The sequence below is a fragment of the Mesorhizobium sp. SARCC-RB16n genome (assembly GCF_008520305.1).
GTDB lineage: Bacteria > Pseudomonadota > Alphaproteobacteria > Rhizobiales > Rhizobiaceae > Mesorhizobium.
On sequence record NZ_ML703263.1, the window covers coordinates 458,792 to 485,543 of the forward strand.

22 protein-coding genes, 2 pseudogenes and 1 riboswitch are annotated in these 26,752 nt (G+C 64.2%); of the genes and pseudogenes, 10 read left to right on the forward strand and 14 right to left on the reverse strand.

Going from position 1 to position 26,752, the window contains the following annotated elements; genetic code table 11:
* Window positions 1-79 precede the first annotated feature (79 nt).
* The gene (locus C7I87_RS10795) at window positions 80-1,045 is read left to right on the forward strand and encodes a sugar-binding transcriptional regulator (RefSeq protein ID WP_149904172.1); all 966 of its coding nucleotides are present in this window, start codon (window positions 80-82) and stop codon (window positions 1,043-1,045) included.
* An 89-nt stretch (window positions 1,046-1,134) separates the two neighbouring features.
* Entirely contained in the window at window positions 1,135-3,189 is a 2,055-nt protein-coding gene (locus tag C7I87_RS10800) for a bifunctional aldolase/short-chain dehydrogenase (RefSeq protein WP_149904173.1), read from the forward strand.
* A 69-nt stretch (window positions 3,190-3,258) separates the two neighbouring features.
* Here C7I87_RS10800 and C7I87_RS10805 read toward each other — a convergent pair whose 3' ends face one another.
* The 3 genes and pseudogenes from C7I87_RS10805 to C7I87_RS10815 form a co-directional block, all read right to left on the reverse strand.
* Window positions 3,259-4,308 (reverse strand): substrate-binding domain-containing protein, encoded by a 1,050-nt coding sequence (locus tag C7I87_RS10805; RefSeq protein WP_149904174.1) that lies wholly within the window; start codon window positions 4,306-4,308, stop codon window positions 3,259-3,261.
* A 49-nt stretch (window positions 4,309-4,357) separates the two neighbouring features.
* Window positions 4,358-5,354: pseudogene (locus tag C7I87_RS10810) on the reverse strand (ABC transporter permease).
* Window positions 5,355-5,435: 81 nt separating this feature from the next.
* The gene (locus C7I87_RS10815; RefSeq protein ID WP_149904220.1) at window positions 5,436-6,947 is read right to left on the reverse strand and encodes a sugar ABC transporter ATP-binding protein; all 1,512 of its coding nucleotides are present in this window, start codon (window positions 6,945-6,947) and stop codon (window positions 5,436-5,438) included.
* Window positions 6,948-7,084: 137 nt separating this feature from the next.
* Here C7I87_RS10815 and mtnK point away from each other — a divergent pair, with 137 nt between their 5' ends.
* Together mtnK and mtnA are read left to right on the forward strand one after the other, a co-directional pair.
* Window positions 7,085-8,359 carry an S-methyl-5-thioribose kinase gene (mtnK, locus tag C7I87_RS10820; protein WP_149904175.1) on the forward strand — a complete coding sequence of 425 codons (1,275 nt, stop codon included), beginning with the start codon at window positions 7,085-7,087 and terminating at the stop codon, window positions 8,357-8,359.
* On the forward strand, window positions 8,356-9,450 hold the full coding sequence (gene mtnA / locus C7I87_RS10825) for an S-methyl-5-thioribose-1-phosphate isomerase (RefSeq protein ID WP_149904176.1): 1,095 nt from the start codon (window positions 8,356-8,358) through the stop codon (window positions 9,448-9,450). Before mtnK ends, mtnA begins: the two co-directional genes overlap by 4 nt.
* 117 nt (window positions 9,451-9,567) lie before the next feature.
* On the opposite strand, the gene C7I87_RS10830 is transcribed toward mtnA, so the two are convergent.
* Entirely contained in the window at window positions 9,568-10,107 is a 540-nt protein-coding gene (locus tag C7I87_RS10830) for an Lrp/AsnC family transcriptional regulator (RefSeq protein WP_149904177.1), read from the reverse strand.
* A 48-nt stretch (window positions 10,108-10,155) separates the two neighbouring features.
* Here C7I87_RS10830 and C7I87_RS10835 point away from each other — a divergent pair, with 48 nt between their 5' ends.
* The 4 genes from C7I87_RS10835 to dhaL all read left to right on the forward strand — a co-directional run bounded on the left by C7I87_RS10835 (window position 10,156) and on the right by dhaL (window position 13,963).
* Complete coding sequence (locus C7I87_RS10835) at window positions 10,156-11,331, forward strand: MFS transporter (protein WP_149904178.1); 1,176 nt, start codon at window positions 10,156-10,158, stop codon at window positions 11,329-11,331.
* Between the two features lie 101 nt (window positions 11,332-11,432).
* Window positions 11,433-11,580: riboswitch (FMN riboswitch) on the forward strand.
* A gap of 77 nt (window positions 11,581-11,657) precedes the next feature.
* Window positions 11,658-12,131, forward strand: a complete 474-nt coding sequence (locus tag C7I87_RS10840) for a 6,7-dimethyl-8-ribityllumazine synthase (protein WP_149904179.1) — start codon at window positions 11,658-11,660, stop codon at window positions 12,129-12,131.
* Between the two features lie 172 nt (window positions 12,132-12,303).
* Window positions 12,304-13,317, forward strand: coding sequence for a dihydroxyacetone kinase subunit DhaK (locus C7I87_RS10845; protein WP_188393795.1), 1,014 nt, complete (start codon window positions 12,304-12,306; stop codon window positions 13,315-13,317).
* A gap of 10 nt (window positions 13,318-13,327) precedes the next feature.
* On the forward strand, window positions 13,328-13,963 hold the full coding sequence (gene dhaL / locus C7I87_RS10850) for a dihydroxyacetone kinase subunit DhaL (protein ID WP_149904181.1): 636 nt from the start codon (window positions 13,328-13,330) through the stop codon (window positions 13,961-13,963).
* 95 nt (window positions 13,964-14,058) lie between these two features.
* Here dhaL and C7I87_RS36730 read toward each other — a convergent pair whose 3' ends face one another.
* Both C7I87_RS36730 and C7I87_RS36615 read right to left on the reverse strand, forming a co-directional pair.
* Window positions 14,059-14,295: an autotransporter domain-containing protein gene (locus tag C7I87_RS36730; protein WP_188393806.1), complete on the reverse strand. Its 237-nt coding sequence runs from the start codon at window positions 14,293-14,295 to the stop codon at window positions 14,059-14,061.
* Window positions 14,288-15,985, reverse strand: a pseudogene (locus C7I87_RS36615) (autotransporter outer membrane beta-barrel domain-containing protein); the annotation flags it as partial. The gene C7I87_RS36730 and the pseudogene C7I87_RS36615, both read right to left, overlap by 8 nt.
* A gap of 264 nt (window positions 15,986-16,249) precedes the next feature.
* Here C7I87_RS36615 and C7I87_RS10860 point away from each other — a divergent pair.
* Window positions 16,250-16,972 carry a FadR/GntR family transcriptional regulator gene (locus C7I87_RS10860; RefSeq protein WP_149904183.1) on the forward strand — a complete coding sequence of 241 codons (723 nt, stop codon included), beginning with the start codon at window positions 16,250-16,252 and terminating at the stop codon, window positions 16,970-16,972.
* Between the two features lie 64 nt (window positions 16,973-17,036).
* Here C7I87_RS10860 and C7I87_RS10865 read toward each other — a convergent pair whose 3' ends face one another.
* From C7I87_RS10865 to C7I87_RS10875, 3 genes are read right to left on the reverse strand one after another with little or no spacing between them, the layout of a single operon-like run.
* Entirely contained in the window at window positions 17,037-17,480 is a 444-nt protein-coding gene (locus C7I87_RS10865; protein ID WP_149904184.1) for a D-erythrulose-4-phosphate isomerase, read from the reverse strand.
* A gap of 26 nt (window positions 17,481-17,506) precedes the next feature.
* On the reverse strand, window positions 17,507-18,265 hold the full coding sequence (locus C7I87_RS10870) for a triose-phosphate isomerase (RefSeq protein ID WP_149904185.1): 759 nt from the start codon (window positions 18,263-18,265) through the stop codon (window positions 17,507-17,509).
* A gap of 18 nt (window positions 18,266-18,283) precedes the next feature.
* Complete coding sequence (locus C7I87_RS10875; RefSeq protein ID WP_149904186.1) at window positions 18,284-19,054, reverse strand: DeoR/GlpR family DNA-binding transcription regulator; 771 nt, start codon at window positions 19,052-19,054, stop codon at window positions 18,284-18,286.
* 272 nt (window positions 19,055-19,326) lie between these two features.
* Here C7I87_RS10875 and fba point away from each other — a divergent pair, with 272 nt between their 5' ends.
* Window positions 19,327-20,391 (forward strand): class II fructose-bisphosphate aldolase, encoded by a 1,065-nt coding sequence (fba, locus tag C7I87_RS10880; RefSeq protein WP_149904187.1) that lies wholly within the window; start codon window positions 19,327-19,329, stop codon window positions 20,389-20,391.
* Between the two features lie 54 nt (window positions 20,392-20,445).
* Here fba and C7I87_RS10885 read toward each other — a convergent pair whose 3' ends face one another.
* Genes C7I87_RS10885 through C7I87_RS10905 form a run of 5 tightly spaced genes read right to left on the reverse strand, consistent with a single transcriptional unit; the run spans window position 20,446 to window position 26,725 of the window.
* Window positions 20,446-21,387 carry a sugar phosphate isomerase/epimerase family protein gene (locus tag C7I87_RS10885; protein WP_149904188.1) on the reverse strand — a complete coding sequence of 314 codons (942 nt, stop codon included), beginning with the start codon at window positions 21,385-21,387 and terminating at the stop codon, window positions 20,446-20,448.
* A gap of 51 nt (window positions 21,388-21,438) precedes the next feature.
* Window positions 21,439-22,956: a glycerol-3-phosphate dehydrogenase gene (locus C7I87_RS10890; protein WP_149904189.1), complete on the reverse strand. Its 1,518-nt coding sequence runs from the start codon at window positions 22,954-22,956 to the stop codon at window positions 21,439-21,441.
* Between the two features lie 40 nt (window positions 22,957-22,996).
* Window positions 22,997-24,037, reverse strand: coding sequence for a 2-hydroxyacid dehydrogenase (locus C7I87_RS10895; protein ID WP_149904190.1), 1,041 nt, complete (start codon window positions 24,035-24,037; stop codon window positions 22,997-22,999).
* A gap of 10 nt (window positions 24,038-24,047) precedes the next feature.
* A complete protein-coding gene (locus C7I87_RS10900; protein WP_149904191.1) occupies window positions 24,048-25,601 on the reverse strand; it encodes an FGGY-family carbohydrate kinase in 1,554 nt (517 codons plus the stop codon).
* Window positions 25,601-26,725 carry an ABC transporter ATP-binding protein gene (locus C7I87_RS10905; protein WP_149904192.1) on the reverse strand — a complete coding sequence of 375 codons (1,125 nt, stop codon included), beginning with the start codon at window positions 26,723-26,725 and terminating at the stop codon, window positions 25,601-25,603. Before C7I87_RS10905 ends, C7I87_RS10900 begins: the two co-directional genes overlap by 1 nt.
* Between the last annotated feature and the right edge of the window lie 27 nt (window positions 26,726-26,752).

Consider the following 26,752-nt stretch of genomic DNA (forward strand, 5'->3'; position numbering starts at 1 on the left):
CCCGGCAGAAGATTCCTTCCTGTTCATCCAAATTTGACTTTTGTCGAGAGCCGTGACTATTGTCAGCCAAGGAGGCGGCATGGCGATCCGACCGGCAGAACAGCTCATCCACAAGGCGGCCTGGCTTTACTATGCCCATGGGCTTCGCCAGGACGAAGTGGCCAATCAACTCAACATTTCGCGCGCTTCCGTCGCCATGTATCTGCGCAAGGCGCGCGAGACAGGCATCGTCAACATTTCGACCTCGACGCAGCTCTTCACCGACGACGTCATGGCGCGCAGGCTGGAAGACGCGCTCAAGCTCGACGCCGTCTGGATCGCCCCGGAAAACGCCTATCTCGCCGACCCCTCGACCGATATCGCGGTGCTGGCGGCAAGCGTCTTCCTGGAACTCGTCAGAAAAGGCGACCGCATCGGCGTCGCCTGGGGCCGCACCGTCTACACCATCGCCGACATCATGTCCTATGCCGACCTGCAGGACGTCACCGTGGTGCAGCTCTGCGGCAATCTCGGCGCGCCCTATTCCTACCGGCCCGACCAGTGCACGATGGAAATCGCGCGGCGGCTTAACGCCAAGGGCCTGAACTTCTACGCGCCTCTGGTGCTGTCGACCGAGGACCTGGCGCAAGGCCTGCGCGCCGAGCCGGTGATCCGCGACCAGCTTGCCGGGATCAGCGACTGCGATCTCGCGCTCTATTCCATCGGCGCGGTCGATGCCGACAGCCATCTGGTGAAGTGCGGCGCGCTGACGGCAGCCGAGATGGCGGCACTGCGCAGGGAAGGTGCCGCCGGTGTCATTGCCGGGCAGATCATCGATGCCGGTGGCGAGTTGCTCGACTGCAGCTACAACCGGCGGGTGATCTCGGCGGGGCTTGCTTCACTGCGCGTCATCGGGAAACGGCTGATGGTCGTGCAGGAAGACAGCAAGTTCGAGCCGCTGCTCGCGGCGATCGCCGGCGGCCTCTGCACGCATCTTGTGGTCGGCGCGCGCATGGCGCAGCGGCTGCTCGATCATGCTGGAACGTCAGCAGAAAAGGCATCCTGAAAAAACCAATCCTTTGCCGACGCATTGTCATCAAGGCGTCGCGGCATTCCTGTTTCACCACTCAAAGACAGCAACTGGACGAAGCGAACATGAAGAATCTGTGGAACGACGACGCGGCCGAAAAACTCGTTGCCGACTATGCAAAGAAGGGTGTCGGCCGCGACCTGGCCTTGCGTGTCTACACGACGCGGCTTCTGGGCGGCGTGCCACAGCTGGTCCTGCACGGCGGCGGCAACACCTCCTGCAAGATCAAGGCGACCGACCTCGTCGGCGACGAATGGGACGTGCTGTGTGTCAAGGGCAGCGGCTGGGACATGGCCGTCATCGAGCCGCAGGGCCTGCCCGCCGTCAAGATGGGCGCCCTGCTCAAGGCGCGTAAGCTGGACAGGCTTTCCGACGAGGATATGGTCGCGCTGCAGCGGGCGAACCTCATCGACCCCGCCTCGCCCAACCCTTCGGTCGAGACCCTGCTGCATGCCTTCCTGCCGCACAAATTCGTCGACCACACCCATTCGACCGCCATCCTGGCCATTGTCGACCAGGAAGACAGCAAGCCGCTGGTGGCAAAGGTGTTCGGAGCAAGGATGGGCTACGTACCCTACATCATGCCGGGCTTCGACCTCGCCAAGGCGGCGGCCGATGTCTTCGATGCCGATCCAGATGTCGAAGGCCTGATCCTCGACAAGCACGGCATCTTCACTTTCGGCGACGACGCCAGGCAGGCCTACGACCGGATGATCCACTATGTGAACGTCGCCGAGGACTATGTAGCCAAGCACGCCAAGCCGCAGCCGGCCAAGGCGGCATTGCCGGCAAGGCTGGCGACGCCGGCTTCCATTGCGCCCATGCTGCGCGGCGCTGTCGCGGCGCCACGCGGCGAAGGCCGCTTCGACCGCATGATCAGCGATTTCCGCACCTCGGACGCGATCGTCGATTTCATCAACTCGACTGCGATCGCCGACTATGCCGGACGCGGCGTGTCGACGCCGGATCTGTCGATCCGCATCAAGACAGGTCCGATGGCCGTGCCGGCACCCGATGCCGACAAGGTCGGCGACTACAAGGCGGTGATCAAGAGCCATGTCGACGCTTTCGCCAGCGTTTATCGCGCCTATTTCGAAACCAATGACGCGCTCGACGACGTCAAGCGCACCATGCTCGATCCGATGCCGCGGCTGACGCTGGTGCCGGGGCTCGGCATGTTCGGTCATGGCCGCACGTTGAAGGATGCCAGGATCGCATCGGACGTCGGCGAGATGTGGATCGAGGCCGTGCGCGGCGCCGAGGCGGTCGGGCGTTTCCACCCGTTGTCCAAGGCGGACCTGTTCCCACTCGAATACTGGTCGCTGGAACAGGCCAAGCTCGCCTCCAACAAGCCGAAGCCGCTGACCGGACAGGTGGTGCTGATCACCGGTGGCGCCGGCGCAATCGGTGCGGCGACCGCAAAACTGTTTGCCGACAATGGCGCCCATGCCGTCGTCGTCGATCTCGACGCTGAAAAGGCCGCCGATGCCGCAAAAAAAGCCGGCAACAATTCGATCGGCGTTGGCGCCGACATCACCGACCCCGCTCAGATGCGTGCCGCCTTCGACAAGGCGGTCGCCGTGTTCGGCGGCGTCGACATATTGGTGTCCAATGCGGGTGCTGCCTGGGAAGGCCGCATCGGCGAGCTTGACGATGCGCTGCTGCGCAAGAGCTTCGAGCTCAATTTCTTCGCCCACCAGTCGGCGGCGCAGAACGCCGTGCGCATCATGCTCGAACAGGGCACCGGCGGCGCGCTGTTGTTCAACACCTCCAAGCAGGCGGTCAATCCGGGCCCGAAATTCGGCGCCTATGGTGTGCCGAAAGCGGCGACGCTGTTCCTGTCCAGGCAATACGCGCTCGACTACGGCGCCCATGGCATCCGCTCCAACGCGGTGAATGCCGATCGCATCCGCTCCGGGCTGTTGACCGACGCGATGATCGCCAGCCGCTCGGGCGCGCGCGGCGTGTCGGAAAAGGAATACATGTCAGGCAATCTGCTCGGCCAGGAAGTGACGGCGCAGGATGTGGCACAGGCGTTCCTGCATCACGCACTGGCCGATCGCACCACCGCCGACGTGACGACGGTCGACGGCGGCAACATCGCCGCGGCGCTGCGGTAAGCATCTCCCGACAGGCAACAAAAAAGGGCGGCTCACTGGCCGCCCTTTTCCGTCCTGTACTGGCGAGCCTTACTTCGCGTTCGGGTTCGGCATCCAGGCGGGCATGGCGACATCGGCATGGGCGAACTGCGGCAGCTTGGCCGACAGGTCTTCCATGTTCTTGATGTCCTTGTCGATCAGCTCCTTCTGGGTGATCAGCGTCGGCGGCACGATGACGTTGTGGCCGGGATCTTCGCCGGCGAGCAGTTGCGCCAGCGCGCGCACCGAGACCTGGCCGACGACGGCCGGGTTGGTTGCCGCGGTCGCGGCCCAGGCACTGTCGGGCTCACGCATCGCCGCGATGTCGGACGTCGAAATGTCGGCCGAATAGATCTTGATCTTCTTGTTCAGGCCCGCTTCGTCGACGGCGATCTTCACGCCCTTGGCGAATTCGTCATAGGGGGCAAACATCACGTTGATGTCGGGGTGCGCCGACAGCACCGAGCGCGCCTGGTTGGCGACGGAGTTGGCGATCGGATTGTCGAGCGTGCCGAACATGGCGGCTTCCTTGATGCCGGCATATTTCTTCTTCACGTCGACCCAGGTTTCGTTGCGGCGGTCGAGCGGCGCAATGCCGGCGACATAGACATAGCCGGCATTCCAGCTTTCGCCATTGTCCTTGACCGCCTGCTCGAGCGCCAGCCGCGCCAGGTCCTTGTCCGACTGTTCGACCTGCGGGATTTTGGGGTTTTCTACATTGACGTCGAAAGCCACCACCTTGATGCCGGCGTCGACGGCGCGCTGGGCGGCATCCTTCATCGATTCCGTCAAGCCGTGCTGGATGATGATGCCCTGCACGCCGAGCGCGATGGCCTGGTCGACCATATCGGATTGAAGCGCGGCGTCCTGGCGGCTGTCGAGCACGCGCAGGTCGATGCCGAGCGCCTTCGACTGCGCCTCGACGCCCGAGAGATAGGCCTGGAAGAAGTAACCGGTCGAGAGATAACGCACCAGCGCGATCTTGACGCCGGGCTTGTCGAATGGCGCCGGCTTGTCCGCGGCAAATGCCCCCTGCATCAGCATGGTTGCGCCGGCCAGCCCGAGCGCCACTTTCCCCAGAACTCTTCTTGTGATGTTCACCTTGTTTTCCTCCACTTTTGTTGAACCCAAAATCCTGTCCGGCCGAATGCTAGCCCCTGTCCCTGCCCGAAAGGGCAAAGGTGAAGACAAGGGCGACGACCAGAACCACGCCCTTGACGAAATCCTGCGTGTAGTAGGGCGCGTTCATCATCGTCAGGCCTTGCAGCAAGATGCCGACGAACAGCGCGCCGACGGCGGTACCGAAGGCGTTCGGCTTGGCGGCGCCGAGCACCGCGTAGCCGATCAGCGCCGCGGCAACCGCATCGAGCAGCAGATTATTACCCGAGGCGATGTCGCCGCGTCCAAGCCGGGCGGCGAGCAAAATGCCGCCGATCGAGGCAAAAACTCCTGAAATAACGTAGGCCCAGATCTTGTATGCCTTGACAGGCGCTCCGGCGAGTTCGGCGGCGCGCTCATTGGAGCCGACGGCATACATCATGCGTCCGAAACGGGTGTATTCGAGGAAGAACCAGATAAGCAGCGCCAGCACCAGAAGCACGACGACCGACACCGGAATGAGGTTCGGGATGAAGAAATCGAAGCGGTGGCGGCCAAGCGCCAGGAAGGCATCGGAGAATTTGCCGTTGGCGACCGAGCCGTCGGGCATGGTCATGCCGGTGGCGATCGAGCGGCCTTCTGTCGGGATGCGCTGCAGGCCGACCAGCAGGAACATCATGCCGAGCGTCGCCAAAAGGTCCGGCACGCGCATGTAGACGATCAGCCAGCCATTGATCAGGCCGACAAGGGCGCCGATCAACAGGCAGACGATGACCGCCACGAGCGCGTTCTGCTCCAGCACCACCATGACATAGGCCGCCGCCATCATGGCCGAGGTCGCGACCGAGCCTATCGACAGGTCGAAACCGCCGACCACCAGGGTGGCGGTAACGCCGAGCGCCAGCACGCCGGTGATGGCGACCGACTGGAAGATGAAGACTGCACTTTGCGGCGAGACGAACCCGTCCGGCGGCGATCGCGAAATAGGCGACCAATCCGAACAGCAGCACGATGAACCCATAGCGGATGGCATAGTCGCGCAGCGTCATTCGGCGCACCCCGGCGCCGCTGCCGTTTTTACCCAACTCCAACCCATGGTCTCTCCATTCCAATTCCATTCACCGCCCCCCTCAGGCAGCGCTGTGCAGCGGTCCGCCGGCGACCTCGGCCAAAAGGCGGTCGAGGTCGACATCGGCATTGCGGTGTTCGCCGACGATCGTATGCTCCGACATCACCAGGATGCGATCGGCCGTCTCCAGCGCTTCGTCGAGTTCGGTGACGAACAAGAGCGTGGCACGGCCATTGGCGCTTGCCCTCAGCTTGGCGGCGATGTCGCGCCTTGCCGAAATGTCGACGCCCTGGAACGGCTCGTCGAGGATGAACAGCGCGGCATGCTGCGCCATCCAGCGGGCGACCATCACCTTCTGCTGGTTGCCGCCGGACAGCGCCGACATCTCGTCCTTCTCCGAGCGGCAGACGATGCCGAGTTGCTCGATCTGCCGGCGCGCGGTGGCGCGTTCGAGGCGGCGCTTGAGCACGCTGAAATTCGACATACGCTTCAGGAAAGGCAGGCTGACATTGCGCTCTATGTTGAAGCCACCGACGATGCCGCTGCTGGCGCGATCCTTGGCGACGAGGAACACGCCGGCGGCGATCGCGTCGCCCGCCGAGCGCGGCGCGTAAGGCTTGCCGTTCATCGTCATGGTGCCAGCGAGCGGCCGGCGCACACCGAACAGCGTTTCGGCAAGAGCGGTCTTGCCGACGCCAACGAGGCCGGTGATGGCGACGACCTCGCCATCGCCAAGCGTCAGCGAGATAGGCCGGGCACCCTGCGCGATGCGCAGCCCCTCGATGGTCAGGACCGCCCTGGCCGAACTCCTGGCGACGATCTGGTCGAGATGGATCTTGCGGCCGAGCATGGCGTTGACCGCGCCTTCATAGTCGAGCGGCTTGGTGTCGAAGGCGCCCGAGACGACCCCATCGCGCATCGAGACGATGCGGTCGGCGAGCCGCCTGATGTCCGACATGCGGTGAGAGATATAGAGGATCGCCACGCCTTGCTCGCGCAGCCGGTCGACCAGCGCGAACAGCCTGTCGGCTTCGGCACTGGAGAGCGACGAGGTCGGCTCATCGAGGATCAGCACTTTCGGCTGGTGCGCCAGCGCTCGGGCAATCGCCACCATCTGGCGGTCGGCCAGCGACAGATCGCTGACGCGTGCCTTGAGATCGATGGCCAACCCCATGCGGTCGGCGACCGCCTTGGCTTCGCGGCGCACGCGGACGGGGTTGAACAGGGTCGGCACGCCTTTGCCGCTCAGCCTGTCGAGCGTGAGATTGGTGGCGACATCGAGGTCGGCGACAACACCGTCATTGATGTTCTGGTGCACGGTGACGACGCCGGCGCGGATCGCTTCCGCCGGCGTGTTCGGTGCGAAGTCCTGGCCGGCGAGCGTCATGGTGCCGCCGCCACGCTCGTAGACGCCGCTGACGATCTTGACGAGGGTGGATTTGCCGGCGCCGTTGGCGCCCATCAGCACGGTCACTTCACCGGCATGGAGGTCCAGCGCGATGCCGCCAAGCACCTCGTTGCGGCCAAAGGATTTCCTCAGTCCCTCTACGCGGAACACGGCATTGCCGACCATGCGTTCCTCCCTGACGACGACGCTATGGTCAATATCGGCAATTGTCAACACGATTGACAATTGCCAGACAGCTTCCTAGCTTGGCCCCGCCGCCAAGGCTCCCTTATGATCGGAGCACACAGGCGGGAGGGATGAGGATGACTGGGAAATTGCCGTTCGAAGCATTGTCGGTGGAGACGCTCGCAACACGTCTCGGCATGAACGAAGCGCTCTGCGCGAAGATCGGCAGGGACGCGAGCGCCTGGAAAGTCCGCGAAGTCGGGGACGGCAATCTGAACCTGGTGTTCATCGTCGAAGGCGCCAGTGGCGGCGCCATCGTCAAGCAGGCCCTGCCCTATGTCCGCCTCGTCGGCGACAGCTGGCCGCTGCCGCTCAAACGCTCCTTCTTCGAGTATCACGCGCTGACCCGGCAAGAGGCGCGTGCGCCGGGTTCGGTGCCGGCGATCTACTACTTCGACGAGGTCCAGGCTCTGATCATCATGGAATATCTGGCGCCGCCACACATCATTCTCAGGCGCGCCCTGATCGACGGGCGCCAGTTGCCGAACATTGCCAGGGATATCGGCCTGTTCATGGCCCGTACGCTGTTCCGCGGATCCGACCTGTCGATGGTGACCAAGGATCGCAAGGCGGACCTGGCGCTGTTCGCCGACAATATCGAACTCTGCGACATCACCGAGAACCTGGTGTTCTCAGACCCCTATTTCGACGCCAAGATGAACCGCCACACCAGTCCGCAGCTCGACGGGCTGGTGGCCGAGTTCCGGGCCGACCGCGACCTCAAGGTGGAGGCGCAACGGCTGAAGCACATCTTCGCCGCCAATGCCGAGACGCTTCTGCATGGCGACCTGCATTCCGGCTCGATCATGGTCACCGACCAGGAAACGCGGATGATCGATCCCGAGTTCGCCTTCTACGGCCCGATGGCGTTCGACGTCGGCATGCTGCTCGCCAATTTCTGGATGTCGTTCTTCTCGCAACGCGGGCATGAGCGGAAGGGCAAGCGCGATGCCATGCGCGCCTATCTGCTCGATGTCGTCGTCGAGACATGGGCGGTGTTCCGTGCCGAGTTCTCGCATCTGTGGCGCACCGAGCGGAACGGCATGCTTTACCAGAAGAGCCTGTTCGAGGATCAGGGCGACAGGCTGGGCGCCGAGCAGGCACTCGATCATGTGCTGCACCAGATCTGGGACGATCTGCTCGGCTTTGCCGGCATCGAGGTGCACAGACGCATCCTCGGCCTCGCCCACAATGCGGACTTCGAGACCATTGCCGATGAAGATCTGCGCGCCAGTTGTGAGGCGAAGGCGCTGAAATTCGGCCGTCATATCGCCGTCAACCGGCGCCAGATCCATAGCATCGACGAGGTCAACAATCTGGCCGCGCTGATCGAACGGGAGAACAGCATTTGAACGTCGGCGAACGCCACTATCGGACCATCTGGCTGAGCGACGACGGCCGCTCGGTTGAGATCATCGACCAGCGCTGGCTGCCGCATGAATTCCGCGTCGAGAAGCTCGACACGGTCGCCGGCATCGCCACCGCGATCCGCGACATGTGGGTGCGCGGCGCACCGTTGATCGGGGTCACCGCGGCCTACGGCGTCGCCATGCAGATGGCGGATGATGCATCCGACGAAGCGCTCGACACTGTGTGGGAAACTCTGCACGAGACACGACCGACGGCAATCAACCTGCGCTGGGCGCTGGACGAGATGCGGCGTTTCCTGCAGCCTTTGCCGACAGAACAACGCGCCGCGGCCGCCTATCGGCGCGCCAGTGAAATCGCCGACGAGGACGTTGGGCTGAACCGCGCGATTGGCAAGAACGGCCTTGAAATCATCAAGGCGATCGCGGCGCACAAACAGCCCGGCGAGCCGGTCAACATCCTCACCCATTGCAATGCCGGCTGGCTGGCGACGGTCGACTACGGCACAGCGACTTCACCGATCTACCTCGCTGTCGAAGCTGGCATTCCCGTCCATGTCTATGTCGATGAAACACGCCCGCGCAACCAGGGCGCCCAACTGACCGCCTGGGAAATGGCCGGCCACGGGGTGCCGCACACGCTGATCGTCGACAATGCCGGCGGCCATCTGATGCAGCGCGGCGCGATCGACATGGTCATCGTCGGCACCGACCGCACCACCGCCGACGGCGATGTCTGCAACAAGATCGGCACCTATCTGAAGGCGCTCGCCGCAGCCGACAATGACGTGCCGTTCTATGTCGCGCTGCCCTCTCCCACCATCGACTGGACGGTGGGCGACGGCCTCGCCGAAATCCCGATCGAGGAGCGCTCGGGCGACGAGGTGTCGCTGGTCTGGGGCAAGACCGCCAAGGGCGAAATCGCCCAGGTGCGTGTGTCGCCCGAAGCAACACCGGCAAGGAACCCCGCCTTCGACGTGACGCCGGCACGGCTGGTGACCGGACTGATCACCGAGCGCGGCATCGCCAAGGCATCGCGCGAAGGGCTGATGGCGATGTTCCCCGAGCGGGGATAGCAGGACCGGGCGGCGTCATCCGTCAGAGCGGTCCAGCGATAGAATCGCCGATCCGCTCCAACTCTCTGTTTTTACGCAATTCCCGACGGAGCCCGCCGCACACTTTCCTGAAATGCTTCAGTAGAGCGGCTTGCCCATGTGCTTCGGCGTCGGCCACTGCGCCGTGATCCCGGGCTGTACCGGCCGTTCGAGGTAGGTCGCCAGAACCACGTAGCTGCGCGTCGAGGTGACGCCGGGTGTCTCGTAGAGACGCAACAGCAGGCCTTCGAGTGCCTTGGTGTCCTCGGTACGCACCTTGAGCAAGACGCATGTATCGCCGGCGACGGTGTGGATCTCCTCGACTTCGGGATATTCCGAGATCGCCATCAATTCCGGGGTCTTGCCCCAGCCACTGGTGTCGATGTGGACGAAGGTGAGCAGCGGCTTTCTCACCGCGTTGGGATCGATGATGGCGGCCGTACTGCGGATAGCGCCGCTGCGCCGAAGCCGCTTGACGCGCTCATGCGCTGCCGGCGGCGACAGGCCGACGCGATCGCCGAGCTCGGCATAGCTGACCGTCGCGTCGTCGACCAGAACGCCTAATATCTTTCGGTCGGTCGCGTCGACATCCCGGGCCGCCGGCCTGTTCCGCGGAATGCCATCTGTTTCTTTATCCATATCGACATTCCCGATTGTCACGGAATTTAATACGGCCATTATGATGATATGTCGAACAATGATCAATCTGCAACCTTGGGCGCGGACACCAGGCCGCCCATCCCGGCCCTTGCCTATCTCCTGACCGGATGCATCGCCGTGATCGGCTCGAATTCGCTGGTGCTGGGCCCGATCGCTCCGTCGGTGGCCGTATCGTTCGCGACCAGCGTTCCCAGGGTGATGATGGCGGCGGCGGCCTTCGGCCTCGGCACATCGGCGAGCGCCCTGTTCCTGGCACGCCATATCGACCGGGTCGGGGCGCGCCGAATGCTGCAGGCGGCCTTGCTGCTGCTGGCACTGGCCTTAGTCGCCAGCGCGGCCGCGCCGACGGTGAGCGCGCTGGTTGCCGCGCAGCTTGTCGCAGGCATTGCCGCCGGTGTCGCCATGCCGGCAATCTATGCCAGTGCCGCGGCCATCGCCCCGCCTGGCCGCGAAAGCGGCACGATCGGCGTGGTGCTGACCGGATGGACGCTCAGCATGGTGGCCGGCGTTTCGCTGTCGGCGGTGCTTGCCGATCTCGTTCACTGGCGCGCCGTCTTCGCCGCCGTGGCGCTGCTTGCCACACTGGCGCTCTGCGGTCTCAGCGCATCGTCGCTCCCGGACGTCAGAAAGACCGGGCCGGCGCCCGCGCCGTTCGAGGCGCTGAACATCCCCGGCATTGTGCCGCTGCTGGTTGCCTGCGGCGCCTTCATGACCGCCTTCTACGGTGTCTATGGCTATCTTGGCGATCACCTTCATAGCGGACTTGGGCAGCCGGTCAGCGCCAACGGTCTGGCGGCCCTCGCCTACGGCGCAGGGTTTGGCACGGCGGCGCTCTTCGACGGCACCATTGATCGCCTGGGCGCCCAGCGCGTCATGCCTTTCGCCTATCTTCTCGTCGCCATGGTCTACGTGGCGATCGCCGCGACCAGCGACAGTTATGGCCTGACGCTCGCCATGGTTACCGCCTGGGGGCTTGCCAATCATTTCGGCCTGAACGTGCTGGTGATGCGCCTGTCGGCGCTCGATCCGTCACGGCGGGGCACGATCATGGGTCTGAACAGCGCGGTGACCTATCTCGCGGTGTTCGTCGGCACCACCGGCTTCGGGCCGCTCTATTCCGGATTCGGCTTTACCACATGCGCGATGGTCGCGGCGGTGCTGATGCTGGTTGCAGCCTCGGCCGCAGCGTGGCGCACCCGATAGAGCCATCCTCTCATCGCATTGCTCCAGTCGACAGAACGTAATTGGCCAGCGGCCTCTGGCGCAGTTGACAGCGGCACCCCCATCCTTCCATACAGAGCCGTTAATGTTCTCAGGGCGGGGTGAAAGTCCCCACCGGCGGTAACGGTTTCGGCCGAAGCCCGCGAGCGCTTTCCGGCAAAACCGGAAAGGTCAGCAGATCCGGTGTGATTCCGGAGCCGACGGTTAGAGTCCGGATGAAAGAGAACGAAACGAAAAACGGACCGCTTCGGCGGGCCGGATTTCGTATCGTGCGTCCTGATTCTGGTTCGAAACGGAAGGATGGACCCATGAATCAGCATTCCCACAAAGACTATGAAACAATCCGCATCGCCGTCATCAGGGCGCGCTGGCATGCCGACATTGTCGACCAGTGCGTGCAAGCCTTCGAGGCGGAGCTGGCCGAGATCGGCGGCGGACGCTTTGCCGTCGACGTCTTCGACGTGCCCGGCGCCTACGAGATTCCGCTGCATGCCAAGACACTCGCGGGGACCGGCCGCTATGCCGCGATTCTGGGCACGGCGTTCGTCGTCAATGGCGGCATCTACCGGCACGACTTCGTCGCCGGCGCCGTCATCGACGGCATGATGAACGTGCAACTTTCGACCGGCGTGCCGGTGCTTTCGGCGGTGCTCACGCCGCACAATTTTCACGACAGCGCCGAGCACCATCGCTTCTTCTTCGAGCACTTCACGGTCAAGGGGGAGGAAGCGGCCAAGGCCTGTGTGCAGATCCTGGCCGCGCGGGAAAAGATCGCGGCCTGAAGCACTGAAGCCGGGTGGAAATCCCGGTGACAGCCGGTAGTATCGGATGCATGTCGCCCAAAACTGCGCAGCGGTTTTGGGACAAGACATGCACAAGACAAAGACCTGGAAACGCGTCGCGTGAATTCATTTCAGCGCAATGGGTTTCCAGGAAACTGCCGAGTTCGGGAGGATGCCGGTGCAGACCAAGAAGATCATCAATGACGGCAACCGCGCCGTCGACGAGATGCTCGAAGGGATCCTGGCCGCGCATTCTCGCCATCTCACAAGCGTGGAGGGCAGCCCGCGCTCGATCATCGCCCGCGACGGACCGCGGCCCGGCAAGGTCGGGCTGGTGATCGGCGGCGGCTCCGGCCACGAGCCAACCTTTCTCGGCTTTGTCGGCAAGGGGCTGGCGGACGCGGCGGCCATCGGCAACGTCTTTGCCTCGCCACCACCGGATCCGATCCTCGAATGCGCCAAGGCGGTCAGCGGCGGCGCCGGCGTCCTGTTCATGTACGGCAACTATGCCGGCGACGTGATGAATTTCGACATGGCGGCCGAGATGGCCGGCATGGACGATATCGAGGTGCGCACCGTATTGACCACCGACGACGTCGCCTCGGCACCGCTTGACCAGCGGCAGAAGCGCCGTGGTGTCGCCGGCAATTTCTTCATCTTCAAGGCGGCCGGCGCGGCCTGCGACCTCATGCTCTCCCTCGATGAATGCGAACGCATCGCGCGCAAGGCCAACGACCGCACCTTCACCATGGGCGTGGCACTGTCGCCCTGCTCGCTGCCGCAGACGCGGCGGCCGAACTTCGAGATCGGCGCGGACGAGATGGAGATCGGCATGGGCATCCATGGCGAACCCGGCATCGCGCGCGGCAAGCTCGGGACCGCCGATGAGATCACCGACGAGATGGTCGACAAGATTTTAGCCGAGATGGCGCCGAAGCGCGGCGACAAGGTCGCGGTGCTGGTCAATTCGCTGGGATCGACGCCGCTGATGGAGCTCTACATCATGAACCGCCGGGTCAGGCAGAGGCTCGATGCAATCGGCGTTTCCGTCCACGCGACCTGGGTCGGCAATTACTGCACGTCGCTGGAAATGGCCGGTGCTTCGGTGACGCTGTTCCATCTCGATGAAGAATTGCAGGCGATGCTCGACCAGCCCTGCGACTGCGCCATGTTCCGCGCCGGCTGAGGAGCGTTCCATGACCATCGGTGCCTCCGACCTGAAAAGAATGTTCGACGCCATCGCGGTGGCAATCGAAGCAGACAGGGACCGGCTTTGCCAACTCGACGGCGCCATCGGCGACGCCGACCATGGCATTGCCATGGCGCTCGGATTCAACGCCGTGCGCGATGCGCTGGCATCGCTCGACCTTGCGGCGACCGAGCCGACCGCGCTCCTCAACACGGCAGCGAAATCGTTTCTCAATGCCGTCGGCGCGTCCTGCGGTCCACTCTATGCCACGGCCTTCATGCGCGCCGCCGCCGCCGTCAAGGGCAAGGCGACGCTGGCGGACGCCGAATTCGTCGCGCTGCTGCAGGCCATGGCGCAAGGCATCAAGGATCGCGGCAAGGCCGAGATCGGCGAAAAGACAATGATCGACGCCTGGCAACCCGGGGCAGAAGCGGCCATCGCTGCAAATGCGGCCGGCAAGCCTTTGGCGGAAAGCCTTGGGTCAGCCCTTGCCGCCGCCGAGCGCGGCGCGGAAGCGACAAAGCACATGATCGCGGCCAAAGGCCGTTCCTCGCGGCTCGGCGAGCGGTCGCTTGGCCACATGGATCCGGGCGCTGCATCGGCCGTCACCGTCATCCATGCCATGACAAAAAGCATGGGCTAACGCCTCACACCGACCAACCACCGCGCAGGGCCGCGCCACCCATAGGGATTGCCGCTTCAGGCACCCACGGGAGGCACGGCCGTGCCAATGCCCGGCTATAGCTTCAGATCGAAATTGATCTTGAAGGTATGTCCCTGCGCGTCCCTGGCGATCTGGCCGGAATAGGACGCACCCAGCGTGGCGTTGGACGACAGGAGAACGTCGAACCCGGTTTCGAGCGCCAGCGCATCCCTGGCGATCGGCACGCCCGAAATGGTGAAGGATGCTTCGGTGTTGAAGGTCAGATTTGAGGTCGGACCGACGTCGCCATAGGCGTGCTGCCAGCCCAGCATGCCGTGCAGGGGCAGCCTTGGTCGCGCCCGTGTCGAACTGGGTCGAGGCCCGAACGCCGAACGTCGAGAAGGTTTTTTCGGTGCTCGTCCCCTGAGCTGACAGTGCCGATGTCGTGCCGCCGGTTTCAGTGAAGCTATCGGCCTTCAGATGGACATAGGCGAGGTTGGCGAAGGGCTCGAAGGCATTGCGGCCAATGTCGAACCGGTAGGACACTTCGCTGAAAGCCTGCGCCGTTGCGGCATTGTAGTCGGCCGAGAGCTGTTCGCTGAAGGCGGGGAAGACGACGCTGCGCCTGGTCTCGATGTCATGCCAGCCATAGATCGCGCCGGCGCGGAAACCGAACTGGCCCAACTGCGTGCCGGCATAGACACCGAGATTGTAGTTGTCGCTCGAGCCCGACGAGGCGCGGTCGGTGACATCGAAGCTCGAGTGGCTGTAGCCGCCAAGCACGCCGAGCCTCCAGTTTCCGAGAGGTGCGTCGGCGCCGCCGATGAATCCAGCGGTGTTGCGGCCGAAGGCGGCGGCATCGCCGGAAGCCTTCGCATCGCCGGTCATCGCAAGCGCCTCGCTCCAGATCACGATGCCGTCGGCGGTGGAGGGCGCGGCGTGCATGCCGCCGGCGTCGATGCTGGCGGTCGTCAGGACAGGGGCGGAGACCCCGTCGAAGGCGGATTGCAATCGACTGTTTGCCGCATCCCGCGCGAAGCGGCTGTCTTCGACCAGCGCGCCATTGATGTCGGCATGAATCTCCCCGGAGAGCGCGTTTCCATAGGGGCGCAGATAGCGATAGAAGCCAACCGCTTCTTCGTCAGGGTTGCCCTCCAGCGCTTCGCGATTGAGGATGTACATCGACCAGCCATCCTTCGTCTGGTTGAAGGAAAGACCCTCGATTTCCTGCTCGCCGTCGATTTTCAGATTGCCGAGATTCTCGACTTCGCCCGTCTTGAGGTTTGCCCGGTAGATGATCTTGTCGTCATTGTCGGTGGAAAAATACATCCAGCCGCCGAGCAGCTTGCCGCCCTGTGCCTGGTCGATGGTATGGGTCAGCGGGATGTATTCCTTGAAGCTCCAGTCCGACAGATTGTAGACGGCGATCTCGGTCGCGTTTTCATAGGCCATGCCGTAGCCGAGGCCATTCTTGGCGTCGACAGCCACCCAGCTGGCAATGTCATGGATGCCGTGAGGCGGATTGAGCGAAAAAGCCTGGCCGGTGAAGCTCAGGTCACTCGCGCGGTACACCGCGAAGACCGGGTTTTCGTATTTGCCGCCGGTGACCGGGTCGCGCTGGCTCGAGTCCAGCGAAATGTAGAGCAGCCCGTCGGCATAATCGATATCGCCGATATGGTTCAGCCCGATGTCGGAATATTGCGACGGAAGCTTGAGAGCGTCGGGAATGGCAGGCGAGACATGCATGGAGGGGTTGTAGTTCCTGTCCGTGCGCTCGAGGATATTGGTGCCGGAGAAATACCAGTTCGTGCCGTCCGTGGTCACGCCCTGCTGTTTTGAGGATATCGCGTCACCGGTGAAGGTCGTCTTCTCGACCATGATCCAGGGCTCGACGGCAAACGCCGGCACCGACGTCATGGCAAGGGCGCTGGACAGGACAATGCAGGAGGTTATGGTTTTCGGAAGGCGGGCCGTTCCCTTGAGGGCGGCTTTGCCGGTGAGATCAATCATCTTGGGAGACATTTTTGGCGCGTTCCTGTTGGTGTGTATGATCGACGGCTCGACGCGCACGACATCGACCAACGACGGCAAGGCGCCGTCGGCGATGACAAGACTCGAGATTTTTTGTGGCTCTTCGGGTGCTATCTGCGCTTTGGTTCGTCGATCGCTCTGGCGGGAGGTTCAACGATGTGCTCACTAGGATGGGCACGTGACAATCGTATGAATAATGAGAATAGTATGAAGATTTCGAACGCCCCTCCCCGGGCACCCCGGATGACCTCGCGGATGGCCGGTTCATCCCATTCCGGCCTTCATGCGAGACTGCTCAACGAGATTGGTCTCAGCATCGTGCGCGGCGAATTGGTTCCGGGCGACCAGTTGCCGAATGGCGACGACTGGAGCGCCTCCTATGGCGCAAGCCGCACCGGCCTGCGTGAAGTCGTCAAGGTGCTGGCGGGCAAGGGCATGGTGGAAATGCGCCCTCGTACGGGGACACGCGTGCGCCCCCGCAAGGATTGGAATTTCCTCGATCCGGACGTGCTGCTGTGGCGTTTCGGTTCGAGAACGACGGCCGAGGAGGCGCGCTCCCTGTTCGAACTGCGCCGCGCGATCGAGCCGACGGCAGGTGGGCTGGCCGCGGAGCGCGCCAGTCCGGTGCAGATCGCCGAATTGCGGGCACTCCTCGAAGAGATGGAACGGGCCGGCGACGACGGCGAACGCTTCGCCGTACCGGATCTGGCTTTCCACCAGGCGATCCTGCACATGTCGGGCAACGAGCTGATCGGCTCGCTCGCCGCCCTGATCGAGACCGCACTGGTGATCAGCTTCCGGCTGTCGGACGACAATCCGGCCGGTCAGCGCCACTCGCTCGGCCTGCATCGGCGGATCGTGGAGAACATCGAAAAGCGCGATCCGGCCGCCACCAGCAAGCTGTTGGTCGAGCTGCTGGACGGGGCGGAAGAGGACGTGCGCCGCTCCCTTGCGGCCAGGCTTGGCAGACAGAAATAGGGCCAGCCTTGCCGCACACACCCAGCGGCCAAAGTGGCCCCAGCCTATGCCGGGAACCTGCGAGTCACACGGGCTTTGCCGCGTCGAGCCTGTCGATCGCCTGGACGTTGCCGACCGACGGACCCTTCTCGTCGAACTCCGAGGCCAGCCACGTATCGACGATGGCCTTGGCCAGTTCCGGACCGATGACGCGTGCGCCCATGGTGATGATCTGGGCGTTGTTGGACTTCGCCGCACGCTCGGCCGAATAGGTGTCGTGGGTGAGCGCCGCGCGGATGCCCGGCACCTTGTTGGCCGAGATCGAGACGCCGATGCCGGTACCGCAGAACAGGATGCCGCGATCGTTCTCGCCTTCGACGATCGTCAGGGCAAGTTTCTGCGACAGGTCGGCATAGAAGCCGGCCTGGCTGAGGTCGCTGACGGTGAGGCCGGGCTTGGTCGCCAGATGCGCGGCGATGACATCGAGCAGCGGCTTGCCGGCGCTGTCGGCTCCGATGGCTATTTTCATTTTTTGTCCTTTCCGGTTCGATTGATTCAAATCGCGGCTGACGCGCGGCGCAGGATGTCTATGTAGCCTTCGGCCTGCCAGGCGGAGCGGCCGATGAACAGGCCGTCGATGTTGGGCTGGCCGATCAGTTCCGCGGCATTGCTGGGATTGACGCTGCCGCCATAGAGCACCGGCGGCACGGACGACAGCAGGCCGCCGGCGACCTTCTTGATCAGCGCCTGCTGCTGGTCGGCATAGTCGGAACTGGCCGGAATGCCCTTGTCGCCGATCGCCCAGACCGGCTCGTAGGCGAACAGGATTTTTGCTGCCCTCGCCTCGCCCTCGAGGAATTGCAATGCGCCCTCGACCTGGCTGGTCAGCACCGCATCGGCCTTGCCGCTTTGGCGCTCGGCCAGCGTCTCGCCGAAGCAGATCAGCGGTGTCAGTCCATGCTTGACCGCAGCCGCCGTCTTCAGGCCGACCGTGCGATCGGTCTCGCCGAAATGTTCGCGACGCTCGCTGTGACCAAGTTCGACCAGGTCGAGGCCGCAATCGTTCAGCATCACCGGCGAGATCTCGCCGGTCCAGGCGCCGGCGTCGGCCCAATGCATGTTCTGCGCGCCGACCTTGACGCGCGTTGCCGACAGCGCCTGCCTGACCTCGCGCACCGCCGTGAAGGGCGGGACGACGAAAGGCTGGATGCGTTCGTCGAAACCCGGCACGAAGCCGGCCAGCGTCCCGGCAAAATCAAGCGCCTCGGCGAGCGTCTTGTTCATCTTCCAGCTTGTACCGACCCAGTAAACCACGCGTACTCTCCTTGACCCTCAATCCTTGTCGGCGACCACCGTCAGCGAGACGCCGGCCGCATCCAGCGTCGCGCGCATCCCGGGCTCTGGCTCGCGTCCGGTGAAGACGGCGTCAAATGCCTTGAGATCGGTCAGGAAATGCAGCGCGCTGCGGCCAAACTTGCCGTGATCGACCAGCAGATATTTGCGTGTCGCCGCAGCCATCATCAGCCGCTTGGCCTGCACCACTTCCTGGTCCTGATGGTAGGCGGAGGCGCCGTGGATGGCGGATGACGACAGGAAGGCGACATCGGCGCGCAGCGATCTCAGCGAAGCCTCTGCGAGCAGGCCGAAGAAGCCATGGAATTTCTTCGAGTACTGGCCGCCGAGCGCGATCAGGTTGATGCCTCCGGCACCGGCCAGATCCTGGATGACGGCGAGGTTGTTGGTGATCACCGTCAGTGGCCTGAGATCGGCGAGATGCCGCGCGATGCCGCCCGCCGTTGAGCCGTCGTCGATAATGACCGTCTGGCCGGGCTCGATCATGGCCACGGCTGCCGCCGCGAGGCGCTGCTTTTCCCCAGTCGCCTGCTTCTGCCGGTAGCGAAAATCGCTTTCAAAGAGGCTGCTCGGCTGGATCGAGGCGCCGCCGCGCACCTTGCGCAGGAAGCCGCTCTCCTCCAGGTCGTCGAGGTCGCGGTGCACGGTCATCCTGGAGACGCCAAAACGCGAAGCCAGGTCGTCCACGCTCGCCGCGCCGGCGTCCATCAGGAAGTCCATGATGCCTTGCCGCCTATCGTCGCTCTTCATTGTCGCCGATCCGCCAACACAGAAGCCTGGCTCTCGATTGAGGCCCAGACATAACAGATATCATCGCACAAATATCATATTTTCTGTGATAATGGGATATTTCTATGGGATACTTCGCCGGCTTCTATCGCGACGCTGTAACAAGAATTGCGGCAGGGACGGTCTGTCACGGTTGCGGTTGCGCGGAATTCCGGCCAGAAGCATCGGTGGGCTGAACGATGCGCGGACAGCCCGCAACCACAGGTTTGAAACCAGATACGGGAGACTAATCGTTGGCTCGCATCACACTGAGACAATTGCTCGATCACGCCGCCGAATACGGCTATGGCGTGCCGGCCTTCAACATGAACAACATGGAACAGGGCCTCGCCATCATGGAGGCGGCCGAGGAGACCAAGTCGCCGGTCATCCTGCAGGCGAGCCGCGGTGCGCGCGCCTATGCCAATGACGTGGTGCTGGCCAAGCTGATCGACGCGCTGGTTGAGATCCACCCCGACATCCCGGTCTGCATGCATCTCGACCATGGCAACAACGAAGCCACCTGCGTCACCGCGATCCAGTACGGCTTCACGTCGGTGATGATGGACGGTTCGCTGAAGGAAGACGGCAAGTCCCCGGCCGATTATGCCTATAATTCCGGTATCACCAAACGCGTCGTCGACATGGCGCATTGGGGCGGCGTGTCGGTGGAAGGCGAGATCGGTGTGCTGGGCTCGCTCGAGAGCGGCGGCGGCGAGCAGGAAGACGGCCACGGCGTCGAAGGCGCGATCAGCCACGACCAGCTTTTGACCGATCCGGTGCAGGCCGAACAGTTCGTGCGCGACACCCATGTCGATGCGCTGGCGGTGGCCATGGGCACCAGCCACGGCGCCTATAAATTCTCGCGCAAGCCCGACGGCGCGGTGCTGGCGATGAATGTGATCGAAGAGATCCACCGCCGGCTGCCGAACATGCATCTGGTCATGCACGGCTCGTCCTCGGTGCCGGAGGACCTGCAGGAGATCATCAACAAATATGGCGGCCAGATGAAGCCCACCTGGGGCGTGCCGGTGGAGGAGATCCAGCGCGGCATCAAGCACGGCGTGCGCAAGATCAACATCGACACCGACAACCGCATGGCGCTGACCGGCGCGATCCGAAAGGTGCTGACAGAAAACCCAAGCGAGTTCGATCCGCGCAAATATCTGACACCGGCGATGGCGGCGATGAGGAAGCTCTGCAAGGAGCGCTTCGAGCAATTCGGCACCGCCGGCAATGCGCCGAAGATCAAGCCGCTGCCGATTTCGGAAATGGCCAAGCGCTACAAGTCGGGCAGCCTCGATCCGAAATTTGCCTGAGTTCGATCTGGTTGCATTTCATGGACAGGAGCCGCGTCGGCTCCTGTCCGTTTTCTATCCGGCCTTCGGCAGCAGGCTGGGCCTGCCGGTCTCGATGAAGGGAGCCCAGTAGTCGACCGACTCGCGGATCATGGCGACCACCTGATGGTCGACCGGCTCGCGCTCGCGGAAGGATAGTTCGAGGCAGATTTCGTTTTCGGTGCCGCCGCCGCGCCGCACCGTCTCCAGCAGCTTCTCAGGCGTGATGCGGCCGTCCTTGTTGTGGGCTGCGGTGAACGGCCAATGGCCGCCTTTGTTCATCGACGATTGCTTGATATGGATGATCGGCGACTTCCGGGGGAAGGCTTCGGCCCAGGCATAGGGATCGATATCGGCCGGGTTGGAGGAGGTCACGTCGCCATGGTCGATGTCGACCATCATCTCCAGCGGAATGGCCATGCCGGCAGCATCGATCGCATCCTGCAGCATCCGGCAGCTTTCGATGGTGTGGCCAAACTCGCGGCCAACCGACATGGGCTCCCAGAACAGGTAGCTCAGGCCTGCCGCCCGGGCGTGTTCGGCGACCTCGCGCCAGCAGTCAAGCGCGATGTCGAACAGCCGCGCGCAGCGCTCTGGGTCGTCAAAGTCGCGATGCGTGAAGATGGCGAACTGCGTGCCCATGCCGCCGGCACCAAGCTCGGCCGAGATGTCGGCGAACGTCTTGAACCAATCGACATAGTAGCGGCGCACATCGGCGTCGGGATGGCCGAAATGGTTGAGCCGACCGTAGGGGCCAGTCATTCCCGACGTCACACGCACGCCGGTGCGGTTCAAGGCAGTGCGGAACAGACGGATGAATTTGACGATCGTCGCCGCCGGCCAGCCCGGATTGACGAATTCATGCGTGAGCTGAATGTCTCTGACGCCGATGCCATAAGCGACGGTGTCGATCAGGTCGTCCGGCTCGGCGAAGCGGTTGACCAGCGGATTGGTGTTGAGGGAGAGCGTGAAGGCCAACGTCGCGATCCTTTCAACGCCGTCGCCGAATAGGGGCGGCAACGAGCGCCATCAGCCTGCCCTCGCCTGCCGGCTCGCGCACCAATGCTCGAAGGCCAACCTCTCCTCGGCGGACAGATGCAGACCATGCTTGGTGCGCCGTTCGAGAATGTCGGCCGCATGTTCCGCCCATTCCTGCTCGAACAGATAATTCGCCTCGCGCTCGAAGAAATCCTTGCCGAAGCACCGCCCCAGCGCGGCGAGCGAACGGGCGCCGCCGACCACAGACCGCGTCCTAGTGCCGTAGAGCCGGCCGTAATGCTTGAGCAGCGATGCCGGCATCCATGGATACTCGTTTGCGAGGTCGCCGAGGAACTGTTCGAAGTCGGCATTGGCGATGTCGCCGCCGGGCAGATGCGCCTTCGCGGTCCAGGCTTTGCCCATGTGGGGAAAGAACGGTGCGATCCTGTCCAACGCATGCTCGGCCAGTTTGCGGAAAGTGGTGATCTTGCCGCCGAAGACGGACAGCAGCGGCGCCTGCGCGTCCGGCGCGTCGAGTTCGAAAATATAGTCGCGGGTCACCGCACTCGGATTGTCGGCGTTGTCATCGTAGAGCGGCCTGACGCCGGAGAAGGAATGGACCACATCGCCGCGCGCAAGGCCGCGCTTGAAATAGCGGTTGACCACCCTGATCAGGTAGTCGATCTCGCTCTCCTCCGCGGTCACGTCCTCGGGCCGGCCTTCGTAGGGAATGTCGGTGGTCCCGATCAGCGCGAGATCGGTCTGGTAGGGATTGATGAAGATGACGCGCTTGTCGCTGTTCTGGACGAGATAGGCCTGCCGGCCCTCCCAGAATTTGGGCACGACGATATGGCTGCCCTTGACGAGACGGACATTGCGCCTGGAGTTCTGGCCGGCAACGCGGTTGACGACGTCGTTGACCCAGGGGCCGGCGGCATTGATCAGCGCGCGGGCCCGCACACTGGTCTTGATGCCGGTCCTGGCGTCGCGCATCTCGACGACCCAGAGGCCGCCCTCGCGGCGGGCGGCGGTGCAGGCGGTGCGGGTGAAAACCTTCGCGCCCCGTTCGGCGGCGTCGAGCGCATTGATGACAACGAGGCGGGCATCGTCGACCCAGCAGTCGGAATATTCGAAGCCGCGCTTGAAATTGTCCTTGATCGGCGCCCCCTCGGGCGCGGTGCGCAGGTCGAGCGTGCGGGTGGCCGGCAGCCGCTTGCGGCCGCCGAGATGGTCGTAGAGGAAGAGGCCGAGCCGCACCAGCCATGCCGGCCGGTCGTCGGGGCTGTGCGGCAGCACGAAGCGCATCGGCCAGATGATGTGCGGCGCCGATTCCAGCAGCACTTCGCGCTCGATCAGCGCCTCGCGCACCAGGCGGAACTCGTAATATTCGAGGTAGCGCAGGCCGCCATGGACGAGCTTGCCCGAGCGTGAACTGGTGCCTTGGGCGAGATCGTCCTTTTCGCACAGGATGACCGAAAGGCCACGGCCGGCGGCGTCGCGCGCGATGCCTGCGCCGTTGACGCCGCCGCCAATGACGAAGAGGTCGACGATGTCAGGGCCGTCGCTCATCTCGTATCCATGCCGGGTTTGCGCTCCATGGCCACGGCTCTCAGCACGGATTGACCGGAGGTAGGCCGGCGATGTAGCGGCGGACCTCCTCGGCGGCCTGCTCGGCGGCATAGGTCACGGTGCGGACCGAAGCGCCGGCGATATGTGGCGTCAGCGTCACGTTGGGCAGTTGCAGCAAGGGCCAGTCCGAGGGCACCGGCTCGACCGCGAAGGTTTCCAGCATGGCGCTGGCGATCTGCCCCGAAACCAGCGCCTCGTAGAGCGCGTCGTAGTCGACCAGCGGCCCGCGCGCGGTGTTGACGAAGATCGCGCCCGGCTTCATCCGCGCGATCGTGTCCTTGCCGATCAGGCCACGTGTCTCCCCGGTCACCCGCGAATGCAGCGTGACCACATCGGAGCGCGACAGGAGATCGTCGAGCGCAACCAGTTCGACACCGGCGTTGCGGTCCTCGGCGCTCAACTGCACATAGGGGTCGCTGACCAGGACGTGGCAGCCGAAGGCGCGCAGCAGGCGCACCACTTTCGTGCCGATATTGCCGTAACCGACCACGCCGACGGTCATTTCGCCGAGTTCGCGGCCGGTGCGGTCGGCGCGGTAGAGATCGCCGCGCCATTCCCCCTTGCGCAAGGCCTCGTGGCCGACCCGGATCAGCCGCGTCTCGGCCAGGATGGCGCCGATGGTGAACTCGGCCACGGCGGTCGCGTTTCGGCCGGGCACATTGACCACGGTGATGCCGTTCGCCCTGGCCGCTTCCATATCGATGTTGATCGGGCCGCCGCGCGACACAGCGACCAGCTTGAGCCCCGGCAGCCGCCGCATCATGCCCTCCGACAGGGGCGCCAGCTGCGTGACCAGGATTTCGGCATCGCCGATGAAGTCGACGACCTCGTCGGGACGGCCGAAATATTCCTTGACCTTGTCGAGGCCGAGCGCGGCGTTACCGAACTCCATCGGCTCGTCGGGCCAGGCCGTCTGCAATATCCTGATATCGAGGTCGCCACTGGCGACGTTCTCGATTTTGGCTCGAAACACCTCAGGCAGCATGAAGTTGTCGCCAATGATCGCTATTTTCCTGGGCATACTCGACTTCTCAATTTTCCTGCGATGTCGCCATGGCACGCCAGACCGGCCGCAGGGCCTGGTGCGCCAGCATGTAGGACGGGGTCATCCTGTCGTAGATCGCGGCAAGGTCCGGGTCGCTCGGCTCGGCCTCGCCGAGCAGCGGCGTCACCCATTCGCCGACGCATTCGTCCATGGAGGCGTATTGGCCGACGCAGACCGCCGCGATCATCGCCGCACCGGCGGCTCCGGCCTCCTCACGCGCGCTGGTGCGCGTGTCGGCTCCAATGGCGGCACCCAGGATCTTGCGCAGCGCCGGGCTTCGGGCGGCGCCGCCGGTCAGGCGAATTTCGCGTGGCAGCGGCCCCATGGCGGCGTAGCAGTCGCGCGCCGCGAAGGCCAAGCCTTCGAAGACGGCGCGCACCAGATCGGCGTAGCCGTGCCGCGAGGAAATGCCGACGAAGCCGGCCCTGGCATTGGCATCGACGAACGGCCCTCGCTCACCGGCTTCCGATACGTAGGGCTGGTAGAGCAGAGAAGCAGGTTGCGACGCCGCGATCCAGGCATCGACCAGCGCGATCATCTCGCCATTGCTGCGCGAAATGCCTTGCGAGGCGAGAATGCCCGATGCAAGGCCGAGCACCCAGTCGATGTTGAGCGTCGCCGCCATGTTGGACTGCATCTGCGCGAACACGCCGGGCGCCGGCATCGCCATCGTATAACCGGTCGCCGCCTCATTCAGCTGCACATCGTCGGGCGTTTCGGCCAGCCGCATATGCATGCCGGTGGAGCCGATGATCGAGCAGCCGGGCTTGCGTTCGCGGTCGAGGAGGCCGGCGCCGAGCGCGGTGCAGACGACGTCGACATAGCCAAGCACGACGGGTGTACCGGCAAGCATGCCGGTGACGGCGGCGGCCGCAGGCGACAGTCCGGTACTATGCCTCGTGCCATCGACAACCGGCGGCAGCAGGTGCCTGAGATCGGCGACGCCGAGAACGTCGAGCACGTCGTCGCTATAGTCGCGGGTGCGGAAGTCACCGAAGGTGAAGGTCCCTTCGGACGGATCGGTGGCGCGCTCGCCGGTCAGCTTGAAATAGAGCCAGTCCTTGCAGTGGAACGCGGTGGCAGCCTTGCCGAGCATTTCGGGCATGGTGCGCTTCATGAAGACGAACTGCGAGCCCTGCTGGCAGGCGGCGAGCCCGCTGCCGGTCTTCTCGAAGCGCAGCCGGTCATCGGGCCGCGCGCGGATTTCCTCGACGACGCCGGCGGCGCGCGCATCGAGCCAGAGCCAGCCCTTGGCCACCGGCTCGCCCTTGCCATCGATCAGCCAGGTGCCGTCGCCCTGTCCGGTCACGGCGATGGCGACGGTCCGGCTGGCGAGATCGGGTACCTTGTCGGCAAGCTGGCGCAAGGTCGTGGCGGCATCGGCCCATGTGCGCGCCAGATCCTGTTCGGCGCCGCCGCCCGGCAGCGTCTCATAGTGGTTCGGCGTTGCCGCGGCCGCGATCTGGCGGCCCGCCGTGTCGAAGGCAATGGACTTGATGACCGAAGTGCCGGCATCGATGCCGATCAGTATGTCGCGCATCACGCGAGCTCCATGCCGTGCGAGATGGCCTTGCCGCTCGCCTGATCGAAGACGTGCAGGTTTCTCGGGTCGATGCTGACATTGATCGGCGCGCCGAGGTCGAGCCGGGTGCGGTCATGTTCGACCAGCACCAGCGAACCACCGGCGAAGTCGGCGGCGATGTGGGTCTGGTCGCCGAGCCATTGGTTGGCCGACACCCTGGCAGGAACACCTTCCTTCGAGCGCCGAACCGCGTAGGGCCTGATGCCGATGACCACCCGTTCGCGGCTGAGCAGCTGGTCGCGCACCGGAGCGCTGAAGGCGTCCCTGTCGTAGTCGAGCGACAGGCCGTCGGGCAGCCTGAGATTGATGCGGCCGGCGGCCGTCCCGACAAAGGCCTCGAAGACGTTCATCGGCGGTTCACCGACAAAGGTGCCGGTGAAGAGGTTCGCCGGGCGCTCCTTGATCCGGTCCGGCGTGTCGAACTGCTGCAGCACGCCGCCTTCCATCACCGCGATGCGGTCGGCAAGCGCGTTGGCCTCGGTCTGGTCGTGGGTGACCAGGATCGCGGTCAGGCCGCGCTCCTTGATGAAGTGCTTGATACGGCCGCGCAGCACGGCGCGGAGCTGCGGCTCGAGTTGCCCCATCGGCTCGTCGAGCAGATGCAGGTCGGCCTCGCGGATGAGCGCTCGGCCGAGACTGGCGCGCTGCTGCTGGCCGCCCGAAATGGAGCTGGGATAGCGCTCCAGTATGTCCTCGATCTCCAGCAGTTTGGCGATGCTGGCGACCTTGGCGTCGACCTCGCTCCTGGGCAGCCGGGCGGCCTTGAGGGCGAAGGCCATGTTCTCGCGCACGGTCAGCGGCGGATAGAGCGAGTAGCCCTCGAAGGCCATCGCCACATTGCGTTTGACCGGCGGCAAGGTGTGGACCTTGCGGCCGGCGACCGCGATCGCGCCGCGCGAGACCTCCTCGAAGCCGGCGATCATGCGCAAGGTCGAGGTCTTGCCGCAGCCCGACGAGCCGAGCAGCGCCACGATCTCGCCCTTGCCGATCTCCATCGTCAGGTTCTTGACGGCGTGAACGCCCCTGTCGATCGGTCCATAGAACTTGTCGACGCCCGAAATGGTGAGTGCGCTGGCGCTCATCAGGCAACCTCACGATTGCGTTGAATC

Excerpts from the sequence above, each read along its gene's own strand:
- C7I87_RS10875 (WP_149904186.1), bottom strand. The coding sequence starts at position 19,054 with ATGAAGAGCGACGATAGGCGGCAAGGCATCATGGACTTCCTGATGGAC.
- C7I87_RS10900 (WP_149904191.1), bottom strand. The coding sequence starts at position 25,601 with ATGCGCGACATACTGATCGGCATCGATGCCGGCACTTCGGTCATCAAG.
- C7I87_RS10890 (WP_149904189.1), bottom strand. The coding sequence starts at position 22,956 with ATGAGCGACGGCCCTGACATCGTCGACCTCTTCGTCATTGGCGGCGGC.
- C7I87_RS10905 (WP_149904192.1), bottom strand. The coding sequence starts at position 26,725 with ATGAGCGCCAGCGCACTCACCATTTCGGGCGTCGACAAGTTCTATGGA.
- dhaL (WP_149904181.1), top strand. The coding sequence starts at position 13,328 with ATGACCATCGGTGCCTCCGACCTGAAAAGAATGTTCGACGCCATCGCG.
- C7I87_RS10835 (WP_149904178.1), top strand. The coding sequence starts at position 10,156 with ATGTCGAACAATGATCAATCTGCAACCTTGGGCGCGGACACCAGGCCG.
- C7I87_RS10845 (WP_188393795.1), top strand. The coding sequence starts at position 12,304 with ATGCCGGTGCAGACCAAGAAGATCATCAATGACGGCAACCGCGCCGTC.
- C7I87_RS10795 (WP_149904172.1), top strand. The coding sequence starts at position 80 with ATGGCGATCCGACCGGCAGAACAGCTCATCCACAAGGCGGCCTGGCTT.
- C7I87_RS10860 (WP_149904183.1), top strand. The coding sequence starts at position 16,250 with ATGGCCGGTTCATCCCATTCCGGCCTTCATGCGAGACTGCTCAACGAG.
- mtnK (WP_149904175.1), top strand. The coding sequence starts at position 7,085 with ATGACTGGGAAATTGCCGTTCGAAGCATTGTCGGTGGAGACGCTCGCA.
- C7I87_RS10840 (WP_149904179.1), top strand. The coding sequence starts at position 11,658 with ATGAATCAGCATTCCCACAAAGACTATGAAACAATCCGCATCGCCGTC.
- C7I87_RS10830 (WP_149904177.1), bottom strand. The coding sequence starts at position 10,107 with ATGGATAAAGAAACAGATGGCATTCCGCGGAACAGGCCGGCGGCCCGG.
- C7I87_RS36730 (WP_188393806.1), bottom strand. The coding sequence starts at position 14,295 with ATGCTGGGCTGGCAGCACGCCTATGGCGACGTCGGTCCGACCTCAAAT.
- C7I87_RS10865 (WP_149904184.1), bottom strand. The coding sequence starts at position 17,480 with ATGAAAATAGCCATCGGAGCCGACAGCGCCGGCAAGCCGCTGCTCGAT.
- C7I87_RS10815 (WP_149904220.1), bottom strand. The coding sequence starts at position 6,947 with ATGGTCGGCAATGCCGTGTTCCGCGTAGAGGGACTGAGGAAATCCTTT.
- C7I87_RS10895 (WP_149904190.1), bottom strand. The coding sequence starts at position 24,037 with ATGCCCAGGAAAATAGCGATCATTGGCGACAACTTCATGCTGCCTGAG.
- C7I87_RS10800 (WP_149904173.1), top strand. The coding sequence starts at position 1,135 with ATGAAGAATCTGTGGAACGACGACGCGGCCGAAAAACTCGTTGCCGAC.